The sequence below is a fragment of the Shinella sp. R2-11 genome, assembly GCF_055330205.1.
In genome coordinates this window covers 150,697-175,105 of record NZ_JBVAPC010000003.1, presented here as the reverse complement: position 1 = coordinate 175,105, position 24,409 = coordinate 150,697, and the positions used below count along the sequence as shown (strand labels likewise).

Sequence of the window (24,409 nt, the reverse complement as noted above, 5' to 3'; positions counted from 1 at the left end):
CGCACGCATCAGCGCGAGGGCTTTCTGCGGGCTTCGAGGAAGCTGACCAGGCGCACCAGCGGCAGGAGAAGGATCAGGTACAGCAGCGCGGCGCCGACGAGGGGCGACGGATTGGCGTAGAAGGCCTGCGTCTGCGTAGCCTGCTTGAGAAGGTCGGGCATGGCGACGACCGAGCCGAGCGCGGTGTCCTTGATCAGGCCGATGGACACGCCCGTGGTCGGCGGCACGACGAGGCGCATCGCCTGCGGCAGGATGATGTCGGACATCATGCGCGGCCAGCCGAAACCGAGCGACTGCGCGGCCTCGAACTGCCCCTTCGGCACGGCCTCGATGCCGGCACGGAAGGTCTCGGCCATATAGGCCGAGGCGACCGCCGAAAGCGCCGCCGCCGCCGCCCAGAAGGAGGACAGGCGGATGCCGACGAACGGCAGGGCATAATAGACGAGGATCAGCAGCACCAGCAGCGGAACCGCGCGGAACAGGTCGATGTAACAGATGGACAGCCAGCGCAGCGGGGTCGGCGCGTAAAGCCGGACCAGAACCAGCAGGAGGCCGAGCGCCAGAGAAATCACAAGGCTCACCGCGCCGAGCTGAACCGTCAGCCAGAAGCCTTTGAGCAACAGCGGCGCCGCCTGGATCAGCACGTCGATGTTGAAGAATGTCGTGAACAGATCCATGCGATCCCTCGATGGAGTGTTCGGCCCGGACGCGTCCAAGCCGAACGTTGACTGGGAGTGGACGGGAGGCTCAGCGCCCCGGAATCGGCTGGACCGTGACGGTGCTCGAATCGGCGGCGGCGTCGATGCCGAACCACTTCTTGTGCAGTTCCGCCAGCTTGCCGTCCTTCTTCAGGTCGGAGATGATGCCGTCGACCTCTTCCAGAAGCGGGCTGTCCTTCGGCAGCATCAGGCCGAACTGTTCCTGCGTCGGGATGGTCGCGACGATGGCGAACTGCGGCTTGTCCTTGATGTAGTAGGCATCGATCGGGCAATCGTGCACGAGACCGTCGATCCGGCCCGTCGCGATGTCCAGCATCGGGTCCTGGTTGCCGTCGTAGCGGTTGACCGAGCCGATCTTCAGCTTGCCTTCGTTCTCATTGGCCCACATCTCGCCGGTCGTGCCGGTGATGACGGCGAGCGCCTTGCCTTCGAGGCCCTCGACACCCTCGATGCCGCTGGCCGAAGCGACCGTCAGGCACTGGTTGGCATCGTAGAAGGGCTGCGTGAACGAAACGGCTTCGAGCCGCTTCGGCGTGATGGTGATGGAGCCGATGGCGATATCCGAACGGCTCGACTGGACGGCCGCGAACAGGCTCTGGAACGGCATTTCCTGGAACTCGACCGTCTTGCCGAGCTTTTCGCCGACGAGGTTCAGGAGGTCGACTTCGAAGCCCATCAGGGTGCCGGCACCGTCCTGGAATTCGAAGGGCGGGTTGGCGATGTTGGTCGCGACATTGATGTTGTCGGCATGGGCGACGGTTGCACCGACGACGAAGAAGGCCGATGCGAGCAGAGACTTGAGTTTCATGGGGTCCTCCCGAGATTGACGTCCGCTGTCTACCAGATGCCGGCATGCCCAAATATCCTCTCGCGGGGGGACAAGCGGAGCGAAAGCGCGTGGGCCGGCGGCAGCGTTGCGGCGCGTGATTGCCATTGGCCGGCCCCTTACGCCTGAAACGCGGAAAGAGGAAGATAGCCGATCAATCAGACTTGTCGACTTTATCATCAGATGATAAATGGAAGACATCACATCATTCATAAGGGCGACGGATGGCACGGGAAAAGCGCGCGGACGAAGTGTTGGACTGGCTCGGCACGGCGATCGCCCGCGGCGACTATCCCGTCGGCCAGACGATTCCGACCGAGCCGGAGCTGATGGAGCTTTGCGATGTCGGCCGCTCGACTGTGCGCGAGGCGATCCGCGTCCTCGGCAGCCTCGGGGTGGTGGAGACGGCATTGCGCCGCGGAACCGTGGTGACGGAGCGCGCGCGCTGGAATGTCCTCAACCGCGATGTGCTGCGCTGGGTGATGGCGAGCCGCGGCCATGCGGCCGATCTCATGTCGGCGATCAACGAGGCCCGCCTCGTCTTCGAGCCAGCCGCTGCGGCCCTCGTTGCCGAGCGGGCCGACCGGATGCAGATCATCGCCATCGAGACCGCCTTCGCGCGCATGGAGGCGGCAGCGGCAGCCGGCGATACCACGGCGGCCATCACGGCCGACCGGGCCTTCCACCTCGCCATCCTGAGCGCGACCGGCAATCCCATTCTCGAAGCCTTCGATTCCGCCATCGACGGGATTCTCGGCATCCTGTTCTCGGTCGCGGCCAACCACATGGAAAACTACCGGGCCAATCTTTCCAACCACCTCGCCATCATCGAGGCGATCCGCCAGCGCGATCCCGAGGCGGCGCGCGCGGCCATGACCGCCACCATCACCTTCACCACCCGCCGCATGAAGGAGGCAGGCCTCGTCGGCTGATCCCAACGCCCATGCGGCCTCAACGAACCAACCAAGGAGTAAGCGCGTGTATACAAACATGAAGGGGTCGACCCACGTCCTCGCCCCGAGCGAAATCGCCCTCAAGGCCATTCCCGACGACGATCGGGTCTGGGTTCCCCAGGCGCCGAACGTCTTCTTCCGCCCGATGTTCCTCAACACGCTGACCGGCCAGTGGTGCAACCTGCTCAAGGTCACGCGCTCGGGCATCCTGTCGCGCCACCTGCATCCCGCCCCGGTCTTCGGCATGGTGCTGAAGGGCAAGTGGCACTATTTCGAGCACGACTGGGTCGCCGAGGAAGGCTCCTTCGTCTACGAGCCGCCGGGCGAGATCCACACGCTCAACGTTCCGCAGGACTGTGACGAGATGATCACCTTCTTCAACATCTCGGGCTGCATGGTCTATCTCAACGAGGAGAACAAGCAGATCGGCTACGAGGACGTCTTCACCAAGATCGACATGTGTCGCGCGCATTATGAGAAAGTCGGGCTCGGAGCGGATTATGTCGACCAGTTCATCCGCTGATTGGGCCACGGGCTGGCTCGAGGGCCGCACGGTCCTGGTGACCGGCGGCACGGGCGGCATCGGCGGGGCGCTCGCGGAAGCCTTCCGCGATGCCGGCGCCCATGTCGTCGCCACCGGCGCGACGGAGCGTGAAATCTCGGAAGCCGACGCGCGGGAAAGCGCGGCCGGCATCGTCCACCGCCTCCTCGACGTGCGCAGCACCGAGGCGGTGCGCGGCTTCGTCTCCGCCTTCGAGGCCCTCGACGTCGTGATCAATTGCGCCGGCATCATCCGCCGGGGCGAGGAGCTGGACGCGGAGGTCTTCGAGAAGGTCGTCGACATCAACCTCAACGGCTCGATGCGCGTGTGCGAGGCGGCCGCGCCGCTTCTCGAAAGGTCCGGCGGGTCGATCATCAACATCGCCTCGATGCTCAGCTTCTTCGGCGGCGGGCTGGTTCCGGGCTACGCCTCCTCCAAGGGCGGCATTGCGCAGTTGACGAAGTCCCTCGCAATCGCCTATGCCCCCAAGGGCATCCGGGTGAACGCCATCGCGCCGGGCTGGATCGCAACCCCGTTGACCGTCGCCCTGCAGAACGACCCGTCACGCGCCGGGCCGATCCTTTCCCGCACACCGATGGCCCGCTGGGGGCGCCCCGAGGACCTGCGCGGCATCGCGCTCTTCCTCGCCGGCCCCCATGCCGGCTTCATTACCGGAAGCGTTATTCCCGTGGACGGCGGTTACTCGATCAGCTGATCCGATCGAGCCGACGTTCGAGATAAGGAGACGTGCATGTCCTTGTCCGATAACGCCCCTGCGACACGCTTGGCGATTCCCGAGCGTGTCCGCCCTCCAACGACGCGCCGGTCGGACGACGCGCTTGCGCGCCTCATTCAGGCTTCCGAGCAGCCCGAATTCGACCGCCACCTGACGGAGACCCTGCAGGAGCTGATCTCCTTCGACCTCGCGATGATCTCGCTCTACCGGGACAATACGCTGGTGGAAGTCAGCAGCCGCTCGGCGCCCGAACGGATCCACGAGGACGTGCTCGGCTCGTACCTGAAGCACACCTTCACGCACAGCCCGTTCTTCCAGATGCATCGCCGCAAGATGAAGAGCGGCTTCTACCTGATGGAGAACCTGGCGCGCACGCCGCAGCTTCGCAAACCCTCCTCGGCCGCGGAAATGCTGGAGATCGACGATGGCGAGGAGATCGGCTACCTCACCGCCGGCTGGCCCAAGCGCCTGAAGGAGATGGACCTCGCCCTCCGCCTTTCGGACCAGTACACGGTGCAGGTCGCCCTCTATCGCAGCGGCAACCGCGGCTTCAGCCAGGCCGACCTCGCCTCCGTCGAGCCCATCTACGCCTCCATGCTGGCCGTCTGCAAACAGCACTGGGACAAGCGCGTAAAGCATCTGGAGACGGACGACGATCCGATCCGGAGCGGGCTGCGGCGGCTCGGCTCGGCGGAGCTTTCCGCGCGCGAGCTGCAGGTCATCCGTTCCCTGATCGCCGGCCTTTCGGAAAAGGAAATCGCCGAGGAGCTGGACGTCAGCACCGAGACCGTGAAGACGCACCGCAAGCGCGCCTACCAGAAGCTGGACGTCTCCTCGCGCATCGAGCTCATGGCAAGGCTGCTCGGCCTCGACAGGTCGCAGCACATCTGAGCTGGAATCGAACGGCCCGCCCTCGGCGAGGGCGGGCCGGTTCAGGCTTCAGGCGGCTTACGCGCCTTCGATGGCGCGGACCCAATGGTGCTTGTCTTCGCGTGTGCCGCGCTGGATGCCGACCAGCGCCTCGCGCAGCTTGCCGGTGACCGGGCCGGTCTCGCCGTTGCCGATCCGGAACTCGCCGCCCGAATGCTTCACCGTACCGATGCCGGCGACGACAGCGGCCGTGCCGCAGGCGAAGGCTTCCGTCACCTTGCCGCTCTCTACGTCCGCCTTCCACTGGTCGAAGGAATAGCGCTCCTCGTTGACCGTGAAGCCTTCCTCGCGCGCGAGCGCGACGAGGGACTTGCGCGTGATGCCGGGAAGGATGGTGCCGCCGAGCGGCGGCGTCGTGATGGAGCCATCCTGCATGACGAAGAAGACGTTCATGCCGCCCAGTTCCTCGATCCAGCGATGCTCGGCGGCATCGAGGAACACGACCTGGTCGCAGCCCTGCGCCGCCGCTTCCGACTGCGCGACGAGGCTTGCGGCATAGTTGCCGCCGCACTTGGCCGCGCCCGTGCCGCCGGCGGCCGCGCGGGTATAGTTCTCGGAGACCCAGATCTTCACCGGCTTGGCGCCGCCCTTGAAATAGGGGCCGACCGGCGAGGCGATGACGCAGAAGATATATTCCTTCGACGGGCGAACGCCGAGGAAGGTCTCGCTGGCGAACATGAAGGGACGCAGGTAAAGGCTCCCCTCGCCTTCAGGAATCCACTTCGCGTCGATCCGCACCAGCGCCTCGACAGCGGCGAGGAAGTCCTCTTCCGGCAGTTCCGGCATCGCCATGCGGCGGGCAGAGTCGTTGAAGCGGCGCGCGTTCTCCTGCGGGCGGAACAGGACCGCGCGGCCATCCGCCGTGCGATACGCCTTCATGCCTTCGAAGATTTCCTGCGCATAGTGCAGCACGCTGCTGGCCGGATCGATCGGGAACGGCGCGCGCGCCGTGATTTCGGCGCCATGCCAGCCCCTGTCCTCGCTCCACCGCACGACGGCCATATGGTCGGAAAACAGCGTTCCGAAGCCCAGGTTTTCGAAGGCCTTGAGACGGCTTGCCTCGTCCATGGGATGGGCGTTCGGCTTGACGTCGAAGGAAAGACGGTTGGCTTGCATGGAGATGATCTTTCAGCAGTTCTCGGAAGATGGCGAAAATGCTCTCTTACGCCCTGTTTTTCAACGTTGCCATTCGAAAAATGTCATGGCGGACGATTTTGCGGCCGCGCCTCCCGCCCCGCGCGTTCGGGCACGCTCCGGTCGGCGACGGCAAGCCTCGATGCCGGCCGGGTGGCGAAAACTATCACCCCGTCTTTTAGGTGAGTTTTAACGATATCCCTTCACTGTCCCGCTCCGGGAGCATTCGCTTCGACACCGCCATGAAGGCATGATTTTTCAGCATTTTTCGTCATGCCAGACCTCGCGAGCCTTGAATGGCGTGCGGGCCGATGGTGGAGTACGGGGGGAATTCCTTGAGCAAGCGTCTCAACCTTATGACCAAGATACTGCTGGCGGCATCGCTTGCCGTCATCGCCGCCTTCTGCGGCTTCTCGGTCTATATCGACAATCTCCAGCGCAATGCCATTTCCCGCGGGGTGGAATCGCAGATCCAGTCCTCCGGACAGCTTGCCGCGACGGGCATCGCCAACTGGCTGAACGCCCGCGTCATGCTGACCGAAACCGCGGCGGAAGCTGCCGGCGGAGTAGCGAGCAAGGAAGAGATGCTCCGGCGTTTCGACAGCCCGCTGCTGTCGCACGAATTCGACATGATCTATTTCGGCGACGAGGCCGACGGCAGCTTCACCCGCATGCCGCCCGCCGAAATGCCGAAGGGCTACGATCCGCGCCAGCGCGGCTGGTACAAGGATGCCGTCGCGCTCGACGCGCCGCTGCTGACCGATCCCTACAACGACGCAGCCAGCAACCAGCTGGTGATCAGCGCCGCCATCCCCGTCAAGCGCGACGGCAAACTGCTCGGCGTCGCCGGCACGGACTTCTCGCTGAAGGGCCTGATCGGCGTGGTCGACGAAGTCACGCTCGGCGGCATGGGCTCGGCCTTCCTCGTCAATGGCGCCGGCACGGTCCTGGTGCATCCCGACGCGGCGCTGGTCTCCAAGCCGCTCGCCGACGTGTTCCCGGACCAGACGCCCGCCATCGACGGCAAGGGCCTGATGGAAACCCGGCTCGGCGGCAAGCCCGTCCTCGTCAGCTTCATGCCGATCAAGGGCCTGCCGGTCGGCAACTGGTATCTCTGCCTGATCGTCGACCGCGACCTCGCCTATGCCAGCATCGGTGAATTCCGCATTGCCGCCTCCATCGGCACGGCGGTCGGCGTCATCGCCATGGTCGGCGTTCTCGCGCTGCTGCTCTCCGCACTGGTGGTCAAGCCGGTCCTGCGCATGACCGGCATGATGAGCAAGCTCGCCCGCGGCGACGTTTCCGAACAGATCCCGGATGCCGACCGCACGGATGAGATCGGCCAGATGGCCGCCGCCGTCGCCGTGTTCCGCGAGAATATCGTCGAGCGCGGCCGCCTTGCCCGCGAGGCGGAGGAGAACCAGACGCTCACCGAGAAGGAGCGCCAGCAGCGCGAAGCGATCAAGGCCGAGGAAGCGAAAAACGTCAATTTCGCGATCGGAACCGTCGCCGATGCGCTCGGCCGCCTTGCCGAGGGCGATCTCGCCTCGCGCATCGACACGCCCTTCGCAGGCGATCTCGACCGGCTGCGCAACGACTTCAACCATTCCGTCGCAAGGCTGCACAAGGCCATGTCGACGGTCGGCGAGAAGGCCATGGCCATCGACGGCGGCGCCGGCGAGATCCGCGCTTCCGCCGACCAGCTCGCCCGCCGCACCGAGCAGCAGGCGGCTTCCGTCGAGGAAACCGCAGCGGCGCTGGAGGAGATCACCACCACCGTCAAGGATTCCACCCGCCGGGCGGAAGAAGTGGGCTCTCTCGTCGCCCGGGCCCGCACAGGTGCGGAAAAATCCGGCGAGATCGTGCGCCGCGCCGTCTCGGCCATGGAGGGCATCGAGCAGTCCTCCGGCGAAATCTCCAACATCATCGGCGTCATCGACGACATCGCCTTCCAGACGAACCTCCTCGCGCTGAATGCCGGCGTCGAGGCGGCGCGGGCCGGGGAAGCCGGTAAGGGCTTTGCCGTCGTGGCGCAGGAAGTGCGGGAACTCGCGCAGCGCTCGGCCAACGCCGCTAAGGAGATCAAGGCGCTCATCACCACCTCCGGCGATCAGGTGCGCTCGGGCGTGACCCTCGTCGGCGAGACGGGTGCGGCGCTCGAAGCCATCGTCCGCGAGGTACAGGAGATCAACAGCCACGTGGATGCCATCGTCCTTGCCGCGCGCGAGCAGTCGACGGGCCTCCACGAGATCAACACGGCCGTCAACACGATGGACCAGGGCACGCAGCAGAACGCCGCCATGGTCGAGGAACAGACCGCCGCCAGCCACGGCCTTGCGACCGAAGCCGCAGAGCTCAATGCGCTGCTCGCCCAGTTCAAGCTCGGCGGCACGTCCGCCGCGCCGAAGACCGCACGACCCGGCATGGCATACGCCGCCTGACCGGCACCCAAAACGGAAAAGCCCGCCGCGACAGGATCGCGGCGGGCTTTTTCATGAATGGCATAGTCTAGCGAATGATGACGTCCGTCTTTTCGAAGCGGGTGACGTCGATCAGGCCGACGTCAGAAATGCGCAGTTCCGGGATCACCACCAGCGCCAGCAGCGAGTGCTGCATATAGGCGTTGTTGAGCGTGCAGCCGCAGGCGCGCATGCCTTCCACCAGACGATTGGCCTTTTCCGCAACGACTTCCGCCCGCTCGTCCGACATCAGGCCGGCGACGGGAAGCTCGACCAGCGCAAGTTCCTTGCCGCCGGCAATCAGCACGATGCCGCCGCCGACTTCCTGAAGGCGATTGGCGGCCTGCGCCATGTCGGCCTTGTTGGTGCCGACGACGATCATGTGATGGCTGTCATGGGCGACCGTCGAGGCCATGGCGCAATCGGTATCGTAGCCGAAGCCGGAGACGAAGGCGCTCACCACGCCGCCCGTGCCGCGATGGCGCTCCACCAGCGCGATCTGGCAGACATCGCCTGCCCGGTCCATCGCGACCACGCCGTCCCTGACCGGCAGGCTGCGCTGCAAGGCCTTTGTCGGCGCCTGGTTCTCGACGACGCCGATCACCCGCACGTCCACCTGCGTGGCGCCGGCGGCGGCGATGTCGAAGTCCGCGGCGGTCAGCACCTTGCCGAGCTTGACCGTGTTCTTCGCGCTTGCCGGGTAGTCGTAGGCCGGAATATCGGCAACGAGCGCCCCGTCTTCCGCCAACAGCCGCCCGTGGGCGAAGACCATCTCGACCGGAAGGGCGGCAAGGTCGGGGGTCACGATCAGGTCGGCGCGGCGGCCAGGGGCAATCGAGCCCAGTTCGCGTTCGACGCCGAAATGCTGCGCCGTGTTGAGCGTCGCCATCTGGATCGCCGTGATCGGCCTGAGGCCCTGTGCGATCGCATGGCGCACCACCCGGTTCATGTGGCCGTCATTGACCAGCGTGCCGGAATGGCTGTCGTCCGTGCAGAGCACGAAGTTCCGCGGATCGACGCCGCGTTCGGTGATGGCCTTGACCTGTGCCGCCACGTCGAACCAGGCGGAACCGAGGCGCAGCATGGCGCGCATGCCCTGGCGGACGCGCGCGATGGCGTCGTCCACGGTGGTTCCTTCGTGGTCGTCGGCCGGGCCGCCCGCCGCATAGGCATGGAAGGCCCGGCCGAGGTCCGGGGAGGCATAGTGACCGCCGACCGTCAGGCGGGCGTTCTGCGTCGCGGCGATTTCCGCGACCATCTTGGGGTCGTTCGCGGCAACGCCGGGGAAATTCATCATCTCGCCGAGGCCGATGATGTTCGGCCATGCGAGGGCCTCGCGCACGTCCTCGGCGTTCAGCGTCGCGCCCGCATTTTCCAGGCCGGGCGCGCTCGGGACGCAGCTCGGCACCTGCACGAAGATGTTGAGGGGCAGGCTCTGCGCCTCGTCGTTCATCAGCTTCACGCCCGCCATGCCGAGCACGTTGGCGATCTCGTGCGGATCGATGAACATGGTGGTCGTACCGTGCGGGGCGACCGCGCGGGCGAATTCCGTCACCGTCACGAGGCCGCTTTCCACATGCATATGCGCATCGCAAAGGCCGGGAACGAGGTAACGTCCACCGGCATCCACGACCTGGGTCCCCTCGCCGATCGTATGGCCGGCATCGGGGCCGACATAGGCGAAGCGCCCGGCGGCAACCGCAATGTCGGTATTCGGGACGATCTCGCCCGAATAGACGTTCACCCACCGGCCGTTGCGGATGACGAGGTCCGCAGGCTTGCGCCCCATTGCGACATCCACCAGAAGCGGCGCGGTTTCAGACCATGATTGCAGCATTTCCGCCTGTTCCTTCCTAACCCGGTTTATGCACGCGGCGGCACGTTGCCGCGCCGCCGCAGGCGATCATTGAACCTGCATCACCAGCATGGCCGCAAGCACGGCGACGAACCACATGACCGGCCGCACCTCCCTCGCCTTGCCGAGCACCAGCTTCATGACGACGAAGCCGATGATGGCGAGCGACAGGCCGAGCGTGATGGAGAAGGTCAGCGGGATGAGCACGATGGCGAGGAAGGCCGGAATGGCATCCTCCATGTCGCCCCAATTGATCCGCCCCATCGGCTCCGACATGAAGAGGCCGGTCAGGATGAGGACCGGCGCCGTGGCGATTGCCGGCACCAGCGAGAGCAGCGGTGACAGGAACAGGAACGGCAGGAAGCAGAGCCCCGCGATGAAGGCGACGAGGCCGGTGCGCCCACCCTGCGCGATGCCCGCGCCCGATTCCAAGTAGACGGTCGCCGGGCTCGTGCCGAGCGGCGCGGAGATGAGGGCAGCGACGGCATCGACATGCATCGATTCCTTCACGTTGCGCGGCATGCCGTTCTCGTCCTTCAGGTTGGCCGCTTCCGCAAGGCCGAGGAAGGTCGAGAGCGCTTCCACGAAATTGGTGAAGAGGAAGACGAAGACGAAGGGCACATAGGCGATCTGCAACGCGCCGATCAGGTCGATCCGGCCGACGAAGCTGAAGTCCGGGGCCGCGAGAAGCCCGCTCCAGTTGACGAGCGTGTGCACGTCGGGCGTGCCGGCGAAGGCGCTGCCGTCGCCCCACCAGCGGCCGATCGGGATCGCAAGGAGGGTGGTGACGATCATGCCCGCCATCATGGCGCCCGGCACCCGGCGGATCACCAGCGCGGCGGTGATGACGAAGCCGGCGATGAAGGTGAGCGTGACGGGCGTGAACTGGGTGAGCGCGACGATGGTGTCCGGGCTCGCCACGATGAACTTGGCGTTCTCGAAACCGATCAGCGCGATGAAGAGGCCGATGCCGCAGGCAATGCCGTAGCGCAGGTCCTTCGGGATCGCATCGATGACGGCGGTGCGAAGGTTCAGCATGGCAAGGATGGTGAAGAGCACGCCCGCCCAGAAGACGCAGCCGAGCGCGATCTCCAGCGGCACGTTCGCGCCCATCACCATCGTGTAGGCGAAGAGCGCGTTGATGCCCATGCCGGGCGCGACCAGAATGGGGCTGCGCGCGTAAAGTCCCATCGCGCAGCTGCCGATGAGGCTGACGAGCACCGTCGCCGTCACGCCCGCCGAAAAGGGAATGCCGGCGTTCTGCAGGATCGCCGGATTGACCACGATGACATAGGACGCCGCCAGGAACGTCGTCAGGGCGGCGATGATTTCCGTGCGGACCGTCGATCCGCTCCGGGTAACCTCAAACAGGCGGTCGATGGTGCCGGCGAGCCGGGACTGTGCCTGGCTCGCGGGATCTTCCGCGACTTTCGACTGATAGTTCATGTCGTTCCTCCCCTATTGAACACCATCGATGCCGCCTTGACGGTTCTCCTACTCCGCCGCAAGCGTCTTCGCAGCAGCGGACCCGTCCGGATCGAGCGGCGAAATGATCTGCAGATTGACGCAATCGACGACGCCGAGATCGGTGATGGCATAGTCTGGGATCGCGGTGATCTGCAGCACGAACATGTACATGAACGGCCAGGGCAGATCGCAGCCGAGGCCGCGCGCCGCATCGTCGAGCCGCACTTCCAGCGCCGCCATCTCCTCGGGATCGATATCGGAGACGATGCCGCCGATCGGCAGGTGCAGGAATTCCACGACCTTGCCCTTGTCGACCACCACCTGGCCGCCATTGTTGGCGATGAGGTGGTTGATGGCGATCGCCATGTCCTGCGGATCGGCGCCGATGCAGATGATGTTGTTGTCGTCGGGCGCCGTGGAGCTGGCGATGGCGCCGGATTTCAGGTTGAAGCCCGAGACGAAGGCGACGGGGCGGTTCTGCGTCTTGCCGTAGCGCTCGACGACCGTCACGTACTGCACGTTCTGGCTTGCATCGGCGAGGACCTTGCCGTCGACGACCGGCAGGGTGACGTCGCGCCGCGTGCGCACGAAGATCTTCTCCGGCGTCAGCGCGATGGCGAGCACCCTTGCGGAGGACGACGTGCCGTCGAAGGGCACGGCGATGTCGGCGGCCGTGACGGGCTTCGCCTTGACCGATTGCAGCAGGCCGGCGCTGCGCTTCGGCGGAACGAGCTCGATCGCCATCCGCCCGTCGCGGGCAGCGAGCTTGCCGTTCGCTACCACGGCCTCGATGCGGAAATCGCGCAGGTCGTTGACGATCAGGATGTCGGCCGTACGGCCCGGCGAGATCGAGCCGACCTTGTGGTCGATGCGCAGCGCTTCGGCGCCGTTGATCGTCGCCATCTGGATGGCGGCCATCGGCGAGATGCCCATGGCGATGGCCATGCGGACCATGTTGTCGAGATGGCCGCGCGACAGGATATCGCTCGCCACCACGTCGTCCGTGCAGAAGCTGATGCGGCGCAGCGCCTTCACGCCCATCTCGGTGACGATGCGCAGATTGTCGGAAAGGAAGTGGGAAATGGAGGATTCGCGCACGACGACATGCATGCCGGCGCGCAGCTTTTCCAGCATCTCCTCCGGCGTGTAGCTTTCGTGGTCGGCCCGAACGCCCGACTGCATGTAGCCGTTGAGGCGCGCGCCGCGGGTCATCGGGCAGCAGCCCAGCACCGGCAGGCGGCTCGCCGCGCCGATCTCGATGGCCTGGAGGACGTCCTCGTCCTCTTCCTGGATGAATTCGCGCACCGTTTCCCAGATGCCGACGCATTCCGGCCAATGATGAGTGTCGCGGTGGTCCTTCGGGCTGAAATAATGGCCGACGGTGGAGCGCGGCATGGTGTAGGGCGTCTTGCAGGGCGCACCCCAGAACACCTTGAGTGGCGTCTCCTTGACCTCGTCGAGGAATTCGCGCGCCGCATCCGGCCCGCCGACGACGATGATCTGGTCGAGGCCGGTCACGATAGAGGTCGTGCCGAGCGGCACGACGGCCTTGGCGAAGCTGGTGAGCGAGAGCTTCGAGCATTCGACATGGAGGTGGCCGTCGATCATGCCCGGGGCAAGGTACTTGCCGGTCGCGTCGATGATCTCGGTCTGCGGCCCGATATATTCGCTGATGTCGCCGACGGCGATGATACGGTCGCGGTAGATCGCGATATCCGCCCGGTAGATTTCCTCGGAAACGACGTTGACCAGGCGGCCGCCCCGTACGGCAACGGTTGCCTTGGATTCCCCGCCGGATGCAGCGCGAATGAATTCTCGAATGTCGGACATGCAGGCCTCCTTGTTCCGCTCCGACTATTTCAGCCTCGCACCGTTTGAACAACTGGCCGAATTCAGGCTATTATCGAACGTATCGTCCAATATCTTGAACGAAAGGCGGCGGGAAAATGGACCTCTCGGTGATGGAATGCTTCGTGAAGGTGGCGGATGCCCGGTCGATTTCGGCCGCCTCGCGGCTGCACCGCCTGCCGAAATCGACCCTCAGCCACCGCATCCGCCAGCTTGAGGACGAGTTCGGCGTCGAGCTTTTCGTGCGCGAGGGTCATCAACTGCATCTGACCGACGCGGGCTCGGAGCTCCTGCGCCATGCGCGAAAAATCCAGGCGAGCTGCGACGATGCCGCGACCGCGATGGCCGAGATGCATCAGGAGGTCGCCGGGACCCTGCGCGTCGGCTCGACCGGCGAATTCGGCACGACCATCACGTCGGAACTGCTCTATGCCTTCCAGAAGACCTATCCGCAGGTCATCCTCGACGTGATCTTCCTGTCGGCCCGCCAGCCCTTCACCGACGTGTCCGACATGGCGCTCGACGGCATCTTCCATTGGGGCGAGCCGTCCGATGTCGATTATGTCAGCCGCCGGCTGGCGACCGCCTCCTACGGGCTCTATGCCAGCCCGGACTATCTGGCGCAGCACGGCCATCCGGCCACGACGGACGACCTTGCCAGGCACCGGAGCCTGCTCTTCCGCAACACAACGCGGCTGCAGCCCTGGTATCTCTCCCGCCAGGGCGTCGAGGAAACCGAGATTCTCGTGCCTTCCAGCTTGATTGCCAACGACTACTGGACCCTGAAATATTTCGCCGTCGCCGGACAGGGCATCACCTACCTACCGGGCTTCTTCGTGGAAACCGAATGCCAGAGCGACCTGTTGTTGCCGGTCCTGCCCGAATGGCGCTCGCGGGAGACGGCGATCAACCTCATCTATTCCCGCCGCCGCCACGTCTCGCGCCGCTTCAAGGCCTTCGTGACCTTCTGCATGGAATTCTACCGCCGCCGCGAGCGCGACCAGATCCCGCGCTATTTCGTCGAGAAGATCAGCCGGGGATAGGGCTCGCCTCGGAACCTTATGGAGCCGCAGACGCGACGATCCTTGCCAGGCGCGGTTGTCGACCCCCCTGCCCGGCCCCACACGCAAGCTCGATGAAGGCCGCGATGCGGCGCTCGATCTTTTGCGCGTGGTTCTGGGCGATATCGGCGAGGCGATGGTCGAGATAGGGGTTGGCGAAGCGCTCCAGCGTGACGGCCATGTATCGCTCCGCCGCCTCGCGCTGTCCGAGAGCGGCGAAGGCTGGCAGCACTTCCTCCCGGTAGATCGCCGTCAATTCCGCATGCACGTCGGGACGCGCGATGAATTCGCGCACGACCGGATCCCCCTCTCCGCCCTGCCGCCGCCAGATGTCGACGAGGACGGTGTGGCCGAGGTTCAGGATATGCAGCTTCAGCCGCTCGATCTGCTTGAGATCGTCGACCATCTCGATGGCCGGATGGGTGGAAGGGGCGACGACCCCGGCCCCCTTTTGGATCGCCCAGAGGGCGTAGGGTTCCGCGACGGCGCCGGCCGGTTCCAGCGGTTCCGAGACGATGCGGTCGACGAGACTGCAGGCCCAGACCACGTCCTTCTCGATATAGGAGAGGAGTTCCGGCGTGCCCGCCTGCGCGGCCGCGACCGCAAGAACGGCCTCCTTCAGCACCTTGCCGTTGTCGACCACGAGCTCCATCGGCATCACGACGAGCGGTCTTGCGCCCGCTGCATGGCGGGCGGCGAGCAGGTGGTAGAGCTTTGCCGGATAGCTCATCGCCGGATGATAGGCCTTCCCCCCGTCTTCCGGCCGTGGCTGGTAGCCGGCATCGCCCGTGTTGGACAGAACGAATTCCGCCTCCTCGACGAAGACCCGCACCACCTCCGGCCAATCGGTCGCGGCGGAAAGGCAGCGCCTCACGGAGGTGACGGTCCGCGTCTCGTCCACGGCCCGCCCGCCGGCAAGCCCGCGGATGCGGACCAGATAGCCCTCGGGCGCGGCGAGCGCGGCAAGCCTCCGGCTGCGCGCCGCATCGCCGGAGGTCTGGACGACGGTGATCGCCCGCGCCGGGCTTCCCTCCGAGAGGAACAGGTCCGCATGGGCCTGCAGGAACCGGCTGGTGCCGAACTGGATGACGGGCGTCTTCACCTTGGCCTCCGCTGTCAAAGCGCGAGTTCGCGCCGGAGGGTTTCGAGCCGTTCCATGGCGATGACGCCGTCGCGGATCGTCGGTGCGGGCGTTTCCGTTCCGGCGAGCGCCGGAACGACGTCGGCGAGCAGCGAATGGTAGCCCTTCGGGTCCTCGTTGGCGGCAGCGGTGAAGTTCGGCTTCCAGGTCAGCGTGTCGACGGCGTCCGAAAGGGTCGCCGCCGGGTCGTCCACCTTGAAGGGCGGATTGCGGTTCCAGCGCACCTCGATGACATTGTCGACCTCGATGCGCTGGTGGTCGCCCATGATCTCGATGCGCTCGACGGGCGTGCCGCGCGACTGCGCGGTGCCCATGGCGATGGTGCCGATGGCGCCGCATTCGAAATCGAAGTTCACATGGAAGAGCACCTTGCCGGGCGCCTTCTCCACCTTGCGGGCCGTCAGCCTGGTGACCGGCGAGACGAGGAAGGAGACGAGGTCCATGTAGTGCACGCAATGGTGCAGGAAGAAGCCGGTATAATCGACATTGCCGGCGAAATAGCCGGGCGCCGTCATGTAATAGCCGGTGATGCCGTAGATATCGCCGAAGCGGCCGGAACGCAGGATGTTCGCCGCGATCTTGTTGCCGGCGGAATAGCGCTTCATGAAGCCGACGAGGAGCGGCTTGCCCGACTTCTCCGAGGCCGCCAGCAATTCTCGCGCGCCGGCGGCGCTGCCCGACGGCGGCTTTTCCATGAAGACGGGAAGCCCGCGCTCCAATGCCATCCTGCCGAAGCGCAGATGCTGGTCCGGTCCGACAGCCATGCCGACCGCGTCGATATCGGCGCGGCGAATGAGCTCCTCCGCATCGCTCGTCAGGTTCGTCACGCCGAACTGCCGGCCGGCCGAGGCCAGCCGGTTGCCGTCGATGTCGCAGAGCGCGACGATCTGCACGTCATGGCGCACGAGCTGCGGAAGCAGCATCTGGGTGGCGTGGACGCCGCAGCCGATCCAACCGATCTTGAGTGTCATCGACGATATTCCGTGAGCAGGATGTGGGACTTAATGAATTTTGCGCTTTCGGCGAGGCGTTCGCTCTCGTCCTCGTGCGGCGCGCGCCACTGTGCGAAGGGAACGCCGAAGCGGTCGTCGTTGCGGCGGAACGGCTCCAGCGAGACGGGACCTTCATAGCCGATCTCGTGCAGCGCCCGGAACACCTCGACCCAATCGGTCGCGCCCGTGCCGGGGAAACCGCGATGGTTCTCGTTCGCCTGGAAATGCACGACGCGCCTGCCGCCGAGCCGAATGGCCTCCGCGATGGAAGCCTCTTCCATATGCATGTGGAACGTGTCGAGCATGAGCTGCACGGCGGGATGGTCGACCGCCTCCAGCAGCTCGATCGCCTGCTGCGTCGTGCAAAGGACGTCGCTCTCGAAGCGGTTGAGCGGCTCGACCGCGAGCACGACGCCGAGGCGTGCGGCATGATCGCCGGCTTCCTTGAGCCCCGCCACGCAACGGACCTTGCGGGCAAGGCGCTCCTCCTCGGCGACCGGCTGCGGCGGCCGGCCGGCAAAGACCAGCGGATTGCCGGTGAGCGGGCCGCCGACGATGGTCGCGCCGAGGGCTGCGGCGCAGTCGGCCGCGTATTTCAGGTAGTCGATGCCGGCGCGGTGGGCGGCCGGATCGTCCGAGGAAAGGTTGCGCTGCAGGTTGACGCGGGCGGCGAGCACGACGCCGAGGCCGGCGGCTTCCAGCGCGCGGCGCGTCTCGGCAAGGTCGAGCTCGCCGGGCTCCGGCACGAGAAGCTCGACGAAGTCGTAGCCGAGCCTTCGCATTTCGGCGAAGAGCGGGAAGTGCCCGGCCGTGAAGGGCCGCGCATATTGCATGGAGATCAACCCGACGGGGTTCATTGTCTGTCCTCTTTCATTCACAGTCAGCCCTTCACCGCGCCCTGGGTCAGCCCGCCGATCAGGCGGCGCTGCACGAGAAGGAAAAGGATGGTGGCGGGCATGGCGCCCACGACGGCGCCCGCGGCAAGCAGGCCCCATTCGATCTGGTATTCGCCGATCAGCGTCTGGATCGCGACCGTGACGGGCCGCACGTTCTTGCCGCCGAGGGTCAGCGCGTAGAGATATTCGTTCCAGGCGGTGATGAAGATGTAGATGCCGGTGGAGATGATGCCGGGCATCGTCAGCGGCAGCACGACGCGGCGCAGCGCCGTCAGCCGTGAGCAGCCGTCGATCATCGCCGCCTCGTCGAGGCTCTTCGGGATCGCGCCGACATAGCTCGTCAGCATCCACACCGCGAAGGGAATGGCGACAGTCGCATTGGCGAGGATGAGACCGAAATGCGTGTCGAGGATACCCGCTTTGCGCATCAGCACGAAGAGCGGCAGGATGAGCAGCACGATCGGGAACATGTTGATGAGCAGGAATTGCAGCATCAGCACCTTGCGGCCGGCAAAGCGGAAGCGCGAGAAGGCGTAGGCCGCCGTCACCGCGACGGCAAGGCCGAGCACCACCGTGCCGCAGGCGATGATGAGGCTGTCGAGCATGTTGCCGAGGAACGAGGTCTGGCGCAGCAGCCGCACATAGTTGTCGAGGCTCCAGCCGGCGGGCGAGACGGAGACGCCCGTGGCGTTCAGCGTCGCGGTCGGCGTCAGCGAGGTCAGCACCATCCAGGCGAAGGGCCCCATGGCGAAGAGCACGATGACCAGAACCGGCAGATCGGTGGTGAGGATGCGGCGGAGCGTGGAGGGCTTGTTCATCGTTCGACCTCCCGCATGGTCCGGGCGAGATAGACGGCGACGATCGCGCCGAGGAGGATGGTGAAGGTCACGGCAATGGTCGTGCCGTAGCCGAAATCGAGGTTCTGGCGGGCACGCACGAAGGCGTAGAGCGGCAGCGTATGGGTCGCATAACCCGGCCCGCCGCCGGTCATGACGAAGATGACGTCCATGGAATTGGCGACCCAGATGACGCGCAGCAGCCCCGCCGTCGCCAGCACCGGCGCGATGCCGGGCAGCGTGATGTGCACGAACTGCCGCCAGGCCGAAGCACCATCGATGGAAGCGGCCTCGTAGTGGCTGCGCGGAATGCCCTGGAGGCCGGCGAGGATCATCACCGCGAAGAAGGGGAAGCCCTGCCAGGTCAGCGTCGCGATGATCGCATAGAGCGCGAGCTTCGGGTCCGCAAGCCACGGCACGGCGGACTGCACGACGGAGAGATAGAGCAGGATGTCGTTGAGCACGCCGGTGTTCGGATCGTAGATCCAGCGCCACATCAGCGCGATCACCACGCTCGGCAGGGCCCAGGGGATGATGATGAGGGCGCGCGCAAGGCCGCGCCAGGGAAATTCCCGGTTGAGCAGCAGCGCCGTCACGAGGCCGAGGCCCATCTGCAGCGGCACGGTCAGGCCGATCCAGATCGCGGTGTTGCCGAGCGCCGTCCAGAAGACGGGATCGGCGAAAAGCTTGACGTAGTTGCCGAAGCCGACGAAGCGGCTGGCATTCGGCTTCCAGAGGATGAGGTCGTAGAAGCTGGTGATGAGTGCCTGCACCATCGGGAAGAAGACGATGAACAGGGTGACGAGCACCGCGGGCGCCAGCAGCATGTAGGGCATCAGCCGGACGCTCCAGGGCGTCGGGATGATCACGGCAGTCGATGGTGAGGCGGTGGTCGCGGTCATGCGGTCGTTCCCGGCCGTTGGCATTCGGAAGATCCCATCCGCCGAGATGTTCGGGCGCGGCGGATGGGAGGGGTGGAGCGGGCGCAGGACCGCCCGCTCCGGGGAGGTCACTGCTGCGCGAAGAGCGCCTCGAGCTGCTGCATCATCTCTTCGGAGGTGATCTGGCCGGTCAGCGCCTGCTGCATCGCGGTCTGCCAGGCCGTGTTGACGAATTCCGAGGTCGCCGTGTTCTGCGGCAGCACATGGGCGAAGGGCAGTGACTGAACGGTGGCGTCGACGAAGCGGCGCTCATGCTGCGTCCAGTTTGCCGAGCCGCTCTTGGTGACGGTCATCTGGCCGGTCGCCTTGTTGAACTCGACATTGTTCTCGCCCTCGGCGAGGAAGGAGATCCACTTCCAGGCTGCGTCCTTCACCTCCGAATTGGAGAAGATCGCAAGGGATTCGTCGCCGTAGGACGTCCAGCGACCGCCGCCGCATTCCGGTACCGGCACGGCCGAGACCTTGTCGCCGAGCGCCTTGACCATGTCGTTCGACGAGCCGATGTGGTGGATCGTCATCGCCGTGGTGCCGTTCTTGAAGGCGGCGGTGATTTCCTGGAAGCCGTCGTTCGGCGCGGAGGCCGGAATGACCTTGTCCTTCTGGAAGAGGTCGATGAGCCACTGGTTGGCGGCGATCGCCTGCGGCGTCGTCAGGCCGCCCGGTTCCAGCTTGGCGCCCTGCGAGAGCACGAAGGCGCCCCACTGGTCCCAGCCGCCCTTGCCGCCGCGAAGGCCGAAGCCGTAGGTCGCCGGCGCCTTGGTGAGCTTGATCGCCGCGTCGCGGAACTCCTCGCAGGTGGTCGGCGGCTTCAGGCCGGCTTCGGCGAAGAGGTCGGCGCGATAGTAGAGATAGAGCACGACATACTGGATCGGCAGGTAGTATTGCTGGCCGTCCGGCCCCTTGTTGAGCTCCAGCAGGTTCTCGAGCAGGTCCGCCTTGCCGGGCCAGGCGTCGATGCGCTCGGCAAGCGGCTCCAGCGCGCCCATTTCCACGAGGCGCGGCTGGGCGAAGAGCTTCACCATCGCCGCATCCGGCGCATTGCCGCCGACCAGCGCAGTATAGAGGTTATCGTAGTAGCTGTTCCACGGAACGTTCTCCGCTTCCACCTTGATGCCCGGATTGGCCGCCTCGAACTTGGCGACGAGATCGCCCATCGGGTTTTCCGGATTGTCGAAGTGATACCAGAAGCGAACGGTTTCCGCCGATGCGGTGCTGGCAAGCAGCGCCGTCGCAAGCGCGGCCCCGACCGCAAGTTTCCTCCAGATTTTCATTGTCTCCTCCTTTGAAAATCGAATTCAGTTTGTACCGGCCATCCGCCGGGCATCGGCGCCCGCTGCCGCCAGCGCCTCCCGCGCGGCGGCAAGATCGAGCGTGTTCTGCAGGAAGCCGTGCGTAACGCCCGGCACGACCGTCAGGGTCTCGTCGCGGCCGAGGCCCTTCAGGCGCTCTTGCAGCACGATGCTGTCGGACAGCAGCGGATCGACGCCCGCCGCCATCAGATGCAGCGGCGGCAAGGCGATCAGCGCCTCGTCCGATGCGAGCAGCGGACAAGCCAGCGGATCGGCCGAAACATCGCGGCCGCCGACATACCAGTGCCAGTAGCGCTGCATCTTGGCGGTCGTCAGGCCCGGCCCGTTCTCGAAATCGCGATAGGAATCGGTGCGGAAATCGCCCGCATAGGTTCCGTAGAAGAGCAGCGCGCCGGCGACGGGCGGGTGCCCTTCGGCCTGCTCGTGCAGCATGGCGGCGAGCGCGAGGTTGGCCCCGGCGGAATCGCCGGAAAGGATGAGCGGACCGGCGGTCACGCCGAGCGGCGCGGACGCGGCAAAGGCGAAGCGGATCGTCGCGACGACATCCATGAGGCCCGTGGGATAGGGATGTTCCGGCGAAAGACGGTAATCGGGCAGCAGCACCGGCAGGCCGCTTTCCAGCGCGAGGACGCGCGCGCAGCGCTCATGCGTTTCCGGGCTGCAGAAGGCAAAGCCCCCGCCATGCACGAAGACGACCGCGCCGGCGCCATGCCTCGGCGGCACGAGGACCTTGAGGCGCACCCGCGCCGAGCCGAGGCCCGCATCCGCGTCGATCCACGCCTCGCCGACGGTCGCCATCTCGGGCATGTCGACATTCCAGCACCGGTTGCTTTCCTCCGAGAGCGCCCTGCCCTCGGCCGGCGGCAGGGTCGTCGGGTCGGGCTGCGGCCCGGTCTCGGCGGCCACGCGGGCAAGCAGCGCGGCCATTTCCGGCGAAAGCCGGGTCATGTCGGGCGCGATGCTCATTGCGTCGCCTCGGGGAAGACGTCGGGACCGAGGTCGACGATGGTTGCGATGTGGTGGCGAAGCGCCGCGCTCGCCTGCGCGACATCCCTGTTCTCTATCGTCTCGATGATCGCGCCGTGGCGCTGGGCGGTCGCCACCAGATCGCGCGGCGTGGTGCTGCGCGAAATCTTGAAGCGGTGATTGTGCACGAGGCAGCGGTGCAGGATCGGATCGAGCGCGGGAAGCTGCGCGTCCTGGAAGATGCGGCGGTGGAAATCCCGGTCGAGGGAGGCAAGCTCGAGTTCGTCGCCGGCGGCGGCCGTATCGAGCATTTCGGCGAAGAGTGCCTTGAGGTCGGATACGAGTGTGCGGCTCGGCATCTGCAGCGCGCGCAGGATGCCGCTGCACTCGATCTGCTGGCGCACGCGGAACATCTCCACGGCCTCGGCCTCGGTGCATTCGGAAACCTGCGTGCCGCGATGCCCCTGCCGGCGCACCAGCCCCTCTTCCTGCAACTGGAGCAGCGCCTCGCGCACCGTGCCCTGGCTGCAGGAGAAATGCGCGGCGAGGTCCAGCTCCGTCAGCGCCGCACCGGCCGGAAGGACTCCGAGCATGATGTCGCGCTTGAGCGCATTGAAGGCGGCCGCCGACTTTGCCGGCCTTGCCGCGCTTCGCGCATTCGACGGTGCAGAAAAATAGGTCATCGGCCGGCTCGCATGATTGCCAATCGCGTCTTGTATCATTATTGATATTGATATCGATAATGAAGGTCAAGGGCAGAGTTGACCTTTCGGAGGAGAAAGCCGTGACAGCAATCGCCTTGAGGCAGATCCGCAAGACCTATGGGTCCCTGCAGGTCATCCACGACGTCGACATCGATATCGCCAGCGGCGAATTCCTGGTCCTCGTCGGCCCGTCCGGCTGCGGCAAGTCCACCCTCCTCCGCATGATCGCCGGGCTGGAGGAGATTTCCGGCGGAACCCTCGATATCGGAGGCAGGATCGTCAACGCGCTGCCGCCCTCCGACCGCGACATCGCCATGGTCTTCCAGGACTACGCGCTCTATCCGCATATGAGCGTGCGCGAGAACATGGCCTTCGGCCTGAAGATGCGCGGCACGGAGACGGCGACCATCGAGGGCCGCGTTTCGCAGGCCGCCGACATCCTGAAGATCGAGCCCTTCCTCGAACGCCGCCCCGCGCAGCTTTCCGGCGGCCAGCGCCAGCGCGTCGCCATGGGCCGCGCCATCGTGCGGGAACCCTCGGCCTTCCTTTTCGACGAGCCGCTTTCCAACCTCGACGCCGCCCTGCGCGTCGAGATGCGTCTGGAGATCGCCAAGCTGCACAATCGCATGAAGGCGACGACCGTCTATGTCACGCATGACCAGGTCGAAGCCATGACGCTCGCCGACCGCATCGTGGTCCTCAATGCCGGCAGGATCGAGCAGATCGGCCCGCCGCTCGACCTTTATCATCGCCCCGCAAGCCTCTTCGTCGCGCGCTTCATCGGCAGCCCGACCATGAACACCATGCCGGCGGCGATCGTCGCCACGGACAATAGCAGCGCAATCCGCCTCAGCGACCGCACCCTGCCGCTTGCCGGCCTCGACACCCCACCTCCGCCCGGCGCCGCCACCTTCGGCATCCGTCCCGAGGACCTGATCGCCTGTCCGCAGGAGGAAGCCTGGTTCAGCGGCGAGCTCGCCGTCGCCGAACGGCTCGGCAGCCAGACCTACGGCTATGTGGAGATCGGCCAGCCCCGCATGCTGACCGTCGAATTCCCGCGCGACACGCCGATCCGCGTCGGCGACCGGATCCACGTTCGTCCGAACATGCAAGCGATCCACCTCTTCGACGCGGACTCCGGCCTTCGCATCAACTGAGCGGCGGCGGGACGAGGTCCGCGCCGGGGGCGGAGGCGAGGTCCTGCTGCCTTCCGGTGGTCAGCAGCCATTTGTGGAACCTCTGGCCGACGGGCCTTTCGAGAGCCGCCCGGTCCCAGGCGAGGTAATAGCTTTCCGGCAGCTTCATGCGGATGTCGAAGGGAACCACGAGACTACCGGCGGCCACCTCGTCCCGCACCATGGAGATCTGGGCGAGGACGAAACCCCTGCCATTGGCGGCGGCGTCGATGGCACTGCTCGACAGGGTGAAGGAAAGGCCGGAAAACGTCTGGCGGCCATCGGCATCGATCAGCCTTGCCCAGTCCCGCCATTGCGGCGACGCCTTGTAGTCGGATTCCCACTCGACATTGAGGAGCGGGAATTTGAGGATATCCTGCGGACAGTCCAGAACCCGGTTGGCGAGGAGCGCCGGCGAACACGCCGGAACCACCCAGTCGGTGAAGAGGTTGGCGACATGCTCGTGCACATTCGCGCGCCGGCCGTAGGTGATGCGGAAATCCACATGCTCGATGCCGATGCGCGGCTCCTGCTCCTCGCCGAGAATGCGCACGCTCGATTCCGGACAGAGGGACTGCCAGTCGAAGATCTTGCGGCTGACCCACTTGTTGGCGACGGATGTCAGCGCGCTCAGCACGATCCCCGTCTCGTTGCGGGCGCGCGTCAGCACGCCGGCGGCATGCGAAAGCTGCTGGAATCCCTTCGCCACTTCCCGGTAATACACCCGCCCCCATGACGACAGCTCGACCCGCCGGCCCCGCCGCTCCAGCAGCGTCAGCCCCAGACATTGCTCCAGATTGCGAACCAGCTGGCTCACCGCACCGGGCGAAACGCCGAGGTCCTCGGCCGCCGCGCTGACCGAGCCGCACCGTCCGATCGCCTCGAAGGCTTGCAGGCCGCGCAGGGACGGGTTCGGCAT

The 24,409-nt window shown here is 65.8% G+C and carries 22 protein-coding genes; 7 read left to right on the top strand and 15 right to left on the bottom strand.

The window, feature by feature from the left end:
• Positions 1-8: 8 nt before the first annotated feature.
• Both ACZ1A1_RS09265 and ACZ1A1_RS09260 read right to left on the bottom strand, forming a co-directional pair.
• A complete protein-coding gene (locus ACZ1A1_RS09265; RefSeq protein ID WP_313194286.1) occupies positions 9-677 on the bottom strand; it encodes an amino acid ABC transporter permease in 669 nt (222 codons plus the stop codon).
• A gap of 70 nt (positions 678-747) precedes the next feature.
• Positions 748-1,527, bottom strand: coding sequence for an ABC transporter substrate-binding protein (locus ACZ1A1_RS09260; RefSeq protein WP_463619674.1), 780 nt, complete (start codon positions 1,525-1,527; stop codon positions 748-750).
• A 242-nt stretch (positions 1,528-1,769) separates the two neighbouring features.
• On the opposite strand from ACZ1A1_RS09260, the gene ACZ1A1_RS09255 reads away from it, so the two are divergent.
• From ACZ1A1_RS09255 to ACZ1A1_RS09240, 4 genes are read left to right on the top strand one after another with little or no spacing between them, the layout of a single operon-like run.
• Positions 1,770-2,477 (top strand): FadR/GntR family transcriptional regulator, encoded by a 708-nt coding sequence (locus ACZ1A1_RS09255; RefSeq protein ID WP_162911285.1) that lies wholly within the window; start codon positions 1,770-1,772, stop codon positions 2,475-2,477.
• A gap of 58 nt (positions 2,478-2,535) precedes the next feature.
• Positions 2,536-3,021 (top strand): 2,4'-dihydroxyacetophenone dioxygenase family protein, encoded by a 486-nt coding sequence (locus ACZ1A1_RS09250; RefSeq protein ID WP_313194330.1) that lies wholly within the window; start codon positions 2,536-2,538, stop codon positions 3,019-3,021.
• On the top strand, positions 2,999-3,754 hold the full coding sequence (locus tag ACZ1A1_RS09245; RefSeq protein ID WP_463619673.1) for an SDR family NAD(P)-dependent oxidoreductase: 756 nt from the start codon (positions 2,999-3,001) through the stop codon (positions 3,752-3,754). Before ACZ1A1_RS09250 ends, ACZ1A1_RS09245 begins: the two co-directional genes overlap by 23 nt.
• Positions 3,755-3,790: 36 nt before the next feature.
• Entirely contained in the window at positions 3,791-4,666 is an 876-nt protein-coding gene (locus tag ACZ1A1_RS09240; RefSeq protein ID WP_463619672.1) for a helix-turn-helix transcriptional regulator, read from the top strand.
• A 57-nt stretch (positions 4,667-4,723) separates the two neighbouring features.
• On the opposite strand, the gene ACZ1A1_RS09235 is transcribed toward ACZ1A1_RS09240, so the two are convergent.
• On the bottom strand, positions 4,724-5,821 hold the full coding sequence (locus ACZ1A1_RS09235; protein ID WP_463619671.1) for a branched-chain amino acid aminotransferase: 1,098 nt from the start codon (positions 5,819-5,821) through the stop codon (positions 4,724-4,726).
• Between the two features lie 353 nt (positions 5,822-6,174).
• Here ACZ1A1_RS09235 and mcpU point away from each other — a divergent pair, with 353 nt between their 5' ends.
• Positions 6,175-8,280 carry a methyl-accepting chemotaxis protein McpU gene (mcpU, locus tag ACZ1A1_RS09230; protein ID WP_463619670.1) on the top strand — a complete coding sequence of 702 codons (2,106 nt, stop codon included), beginning with the start codon at positions 6,175-6,177 and terminating at the stop codon, positions 8,278-8,280.
• A gap of 67 nt (positions 8,281-8,347) precedes the next feature.
• On the opposite strand, the gene ade is transcribed toward mcpU, so the two are convergent.
• From ade to ACZ1A1_RS09215, 3 genes are all read right to left on the bottom strand, one after another.
• Positions 8,348-10,135: an adenine deaminase gene (gene ade / locus ACZ1A1_RS09225; protein ID WP_463619669.1), complete on the bottom strand. Its 1,788-nt coding sequence runs from the start codon at positions 10,133-10,135 to the stop codon at positions 8,348-8,350.
• 66 nt (positions 10,136-10,201) lie between these two features.
• A complete protein-coding gene (locus tag ACZ1A1_RS09220) occupies positions 10,202-11,599 on the bottom strand; it encodes an NCS2 family permease (RefSeq protein ID WP_313194278.1) in 1,398 nt (465 codons plus the stop codon).
• A gap of 48 nt (positions 11,600-11,647) precedes the next feature.
• Entirely contained in the window at positions 11,648-13,450 is a 1,803-nt protein-coding gene (locus ACZ1A1_RS09215; RefSeq protein ID WP_463619668.1) for an adenine deaminase, read from the bottom strand.
• Positions 13,451-13,566: 116 nt separating this feature from the next.
• Between ACZ1A1_RS09215 and ACZ1A1_RS09210 the strand changes: the two genes are divergently transcribed.
• Positions 13,567-14,511 carry a LysR family transcriptional regulator gene (locus ACZ1A1_RS09210; protein ID WP_463619667.1) on the top strand — a complete coding sequence of 315 codons (945 nt, stop codon included), beginning with the start codon at positions 13,567-13,569 and terminating at the stop codon, positions 14,509-14,511.
• Between the two features lie 16 nt (positions 14,512-14,527).
• On the opposite strand, the gene ACZ1A1_RS09205 is transcribed toward ACZ1A1_RS09210, so the two are convergent.
• From ACZ1A1_RS09205 to ACZ1A1_RS09170, 8 genes are all read right to left on the bottom strand, one after another.
• Entirely contained in the window at positions 14,528-15,631 is a 1,104-nt protein-coding gene (locus ACZ1A1_RS09205; RefSeq protein ID WP_463619666.1) for a mannitol dehydrogenase family protein, read from the bottom strand.
• Between the two features lie 14 nt (positions 15,632-15,645).
• Positions 15,646-16,641 carry a Gfo/Idh/MocA family protein gene (locus tag ACZ1A1_RS09200; protein WP_463619665.1) on the bottom strand — a complete coding sequence of 332 codons (996 nt, stop codon included), beginning with the start codon at positions 16,639-16,641 and terminating at the stop codon, positions 15,646-15,648.
• Positions 16,638-17,519 carry a sugar phosphate isomerase/epimerase family protein gene (locus ACZ1A1_RS09195; protein ID WP_463619664.1) on the bottom strand — a complete coding sequence of 294 codons (882 nt, stop codon included), beginning with the start codon at positions 17,517-17,519 and terminating at the stop codon, positions 16,638-16,640. The genes ACZ1A1_RS09200 and ACZ1A1_RS09195 overlap by 4 nt, the downstream gene beginning before the upstream one ends.
• A 23-nt stretch (positions 17,520-17,542) precedes the next feature.
• A complete protein-coding gene (locus ACZ1A1_RS09190; RefSeq protein WP_119255642.1) occupies positions 17,543-18,376 on the bottom strand; it encodes a carbohydrate ABC transporter permease in 834 nt (277 codons plus the stop codon).
• On the bottom strand, positions 18,373-19,296 hold the full coding sequence (locus ACZ1A1_RS09185; RefSeq protein ID WP_119255641.1) for a carbohydrate ABC transporter permease: 924 nt from the start codon (positions 19,294-19,296) through the stop codon (positions 18,373-18,375). Before ACZ1A1_RS09185 ends, ACZ1A1_RS09190 begins: the two co-directional genes overlap by 4 nt.
• Before the next feature lie 107 nt (positions 19,297-19,403).
• On the bottom strand, positions 19,404-20,606 hold the full coding sequence (locus ACZ1A1_RS09180) for an ABC transporter substrate-binding protein (RefSeq protein ID WP_463619662.1): 1,203 nt from the start codon (positions 20,604-20,606) through the stop codon (positions 19,404-19,406).
• Between the two features lie 24 nt (positions 20,607-20,630).
• Complete coding sequence (locus tag ACZ1A1_RS09175) at positions 20,631-21,611, bottom strand: alpha/beta hydrolase (RefSeq protein ID WP_463619661.1); 981 nt, start codon at positions 21,609-21,611, stop codon at positions 20,631-20,633.
• Positions 21,608-22,294, bottom strand: a complete 687-nt coding sequence (locus ACZ1A1_RS09170; protein ID WP_313194268.1) for a GntR family transcriptional regulator — start codon at positions 22,292-22,294, stop codon at positions 21,608-21,610. The genes ACZ1A1_RS09175 and ACZ1A1_RS09170 overlap by 4 nt, the downstream gene beginning before the upstream one ends.
• A gap of 101 nt (positions 22,295-22,395) precedes the next feature.
• On the opposite strand from ACZ1A1_RS09170, the gene ACZ1A1_RS09165 reads away from it, so the two are divergent.
• Positions 22,396-23,472, top strand: coding sequence for an ABC transporter ATP-binding protein (locus ACZ1A1_RS09165; protein WP_463619660.1), 1,077 nt, complete (start codon positions 22,396-22,398; stop codon positions 23,470-23,472).
• Here ACZ1A1_RS09165 and ACZ1A1_RS09160 read toward each other — a convergent pair.
• Complete coding sequence (locus tag ACZ1A1_RS09160; protein WP_463619659.1) at positions 23,465-24,409, bottom strand: LysR family transcriptional regulator; 945 nt, start codon at positions 24,407-24,409, stop codon at positions 23,465-23,467. The genes ACZ1A1_RS09165 and ACZ1A1_RS09160 overlap by 8 nt on opposite strands.

Bases quoted from the DNA above. Each gene is read 5' to 3' on its own strand.
- ACZ1A1_RS09265 (WP_313194286.1), bottom strand. From the start codon at position 677: ATGGATCTGTTCACGACATTCTTCAACATCGACGTGCTGATCCAGGCG.
- ACZ1A1_RS09260 (WP_463619674.1), bottom strand. From the start codon at position 1,527: ATGAAACTCAAGTCTCTGCTCGCATCGGCCTTCTTCGTCGTCGGTGCA.
- ACZ1A1_RS09255 (WP_162911285.1), top strand. From the start codon at position 1,770: ATGGCACGGGAAAAGCGCGCGGACGAAGTGTTGGACTGGCTCGGCACG.
- ACZ1A1_RS09250 (WP_313194330.1), top strand. From the start codon at position 2,536: ATGAAGGGGTCGACCCACGTCCTCGCCCCGAGCGAAATCGCCCTCAAG.
- ACZ1A1_RS09245 (WP_463619673.1), top strand. From the start codon at position 2,999: ATGTCGACCAGTTCATCCGCTGATTGGGCCACGGGCTGGCTCGAGGGC.
- ACZ1A1_RS09240 (WP_463619672.1), top strand. From the start codon at position 3,791: ATGTCCTTGTCCGATAACGCCCCTGCGACACGCTTGGCGATTCCCGAG.
- ACZ1A1_RS09235 (WP_463619671.1), bottom strand. From the start codon at position 5,821: ATGCAAGCCAACCGTCTTTCCTTCGACGTCAAGCCGAACGCCCATCCC.
- ade (WP_463619669.1), bottom strand. From the start codon at position 10,135: ATGCTGCAATCATGGTCTGAAACCGCGCCGCTTCTGGTGGATGTCGCA.
- ACZ1A1_RS09220 (WP_313194278.1), bottom strand. From the start codon at position 11,599: ATGAACTATCAGTCGAAAGTCGCGGAAGATCCCGCGAGCCAGGCACAG.
- ACZ1A1_RS09215 (WP_463619668.1), bottom strand. From the start codon at position 13,450: ATGTCCGACATTCGAGAATTCATTCGCGCTGCATCCGGCGGGGAATCC.
- ACZ1A1_RS09210 (WP_463619667.1), top strand. From the start codon at position 13,567: ATGGACCTCTCGGTGATGGAATGCTTCGTGAAGGTGGCGGATGCCCGG.
- ACZ1A1_RS09200 (WP_463619665.1), bottom strand. From the start codon at position 16,641: ATGACACTCAAGATCGGTTGGATCGGCTGCGGCGTCCACGCCACCCAG.
- ACZ1A1_RS09195 (WP_463619664.1), bottom strand. From the start codon at position 17,519: ATGAACCCCGTCGGGTTGATCTCCATGCAATATGCGCGGCCCTTCACG.
- ACZ1A1_RS09190 (WP_119255642.1), bottom strand. From the start codon at position 18,376: ATGAACAAGCCCTCCACGCTCCGCCGCATCCTCACCACCGATCTGCCG.
- ACZ1A1_RS09185 (WP_119255641.1), bottom strand. From the start codon at position 19,296: ATGACCGCGACCACCGCCTCACCATCGACTGCCGTGATCATCCCGACG.
- ACZ1A1_RS09180 (WP_463619662.1), bottom strand. From the start codon at position 20,606: ATGAAAATCTGGAGGAAACTTGCGGTCGGGGCCGCGCTTGCGACGGCG.
- ACZ1A1_RS09175 (WP_463619661.1), bottom strand. From the start codon at position 21,611: ATGAGCATCGCGCCCGACATGACCCGGCTTTCGCCGGAAATGGCCGCG.
- ACZ1A1_RS09170 (WP_313194268.1), bottom strand. From the start codon at position 22,294: ATGACCTATTTTTCTGCACCGTCGAATGCGCGAAGCGCGGCAAGGCCG.
- ACZ1A1_RS09160 (WP_463619659.1), bottom strand. From the start codon at position 24,409: ATGCCGAACCCGTCCCTGCGCGGCCTGCAAGCCTTCGAGGCGATCGGA.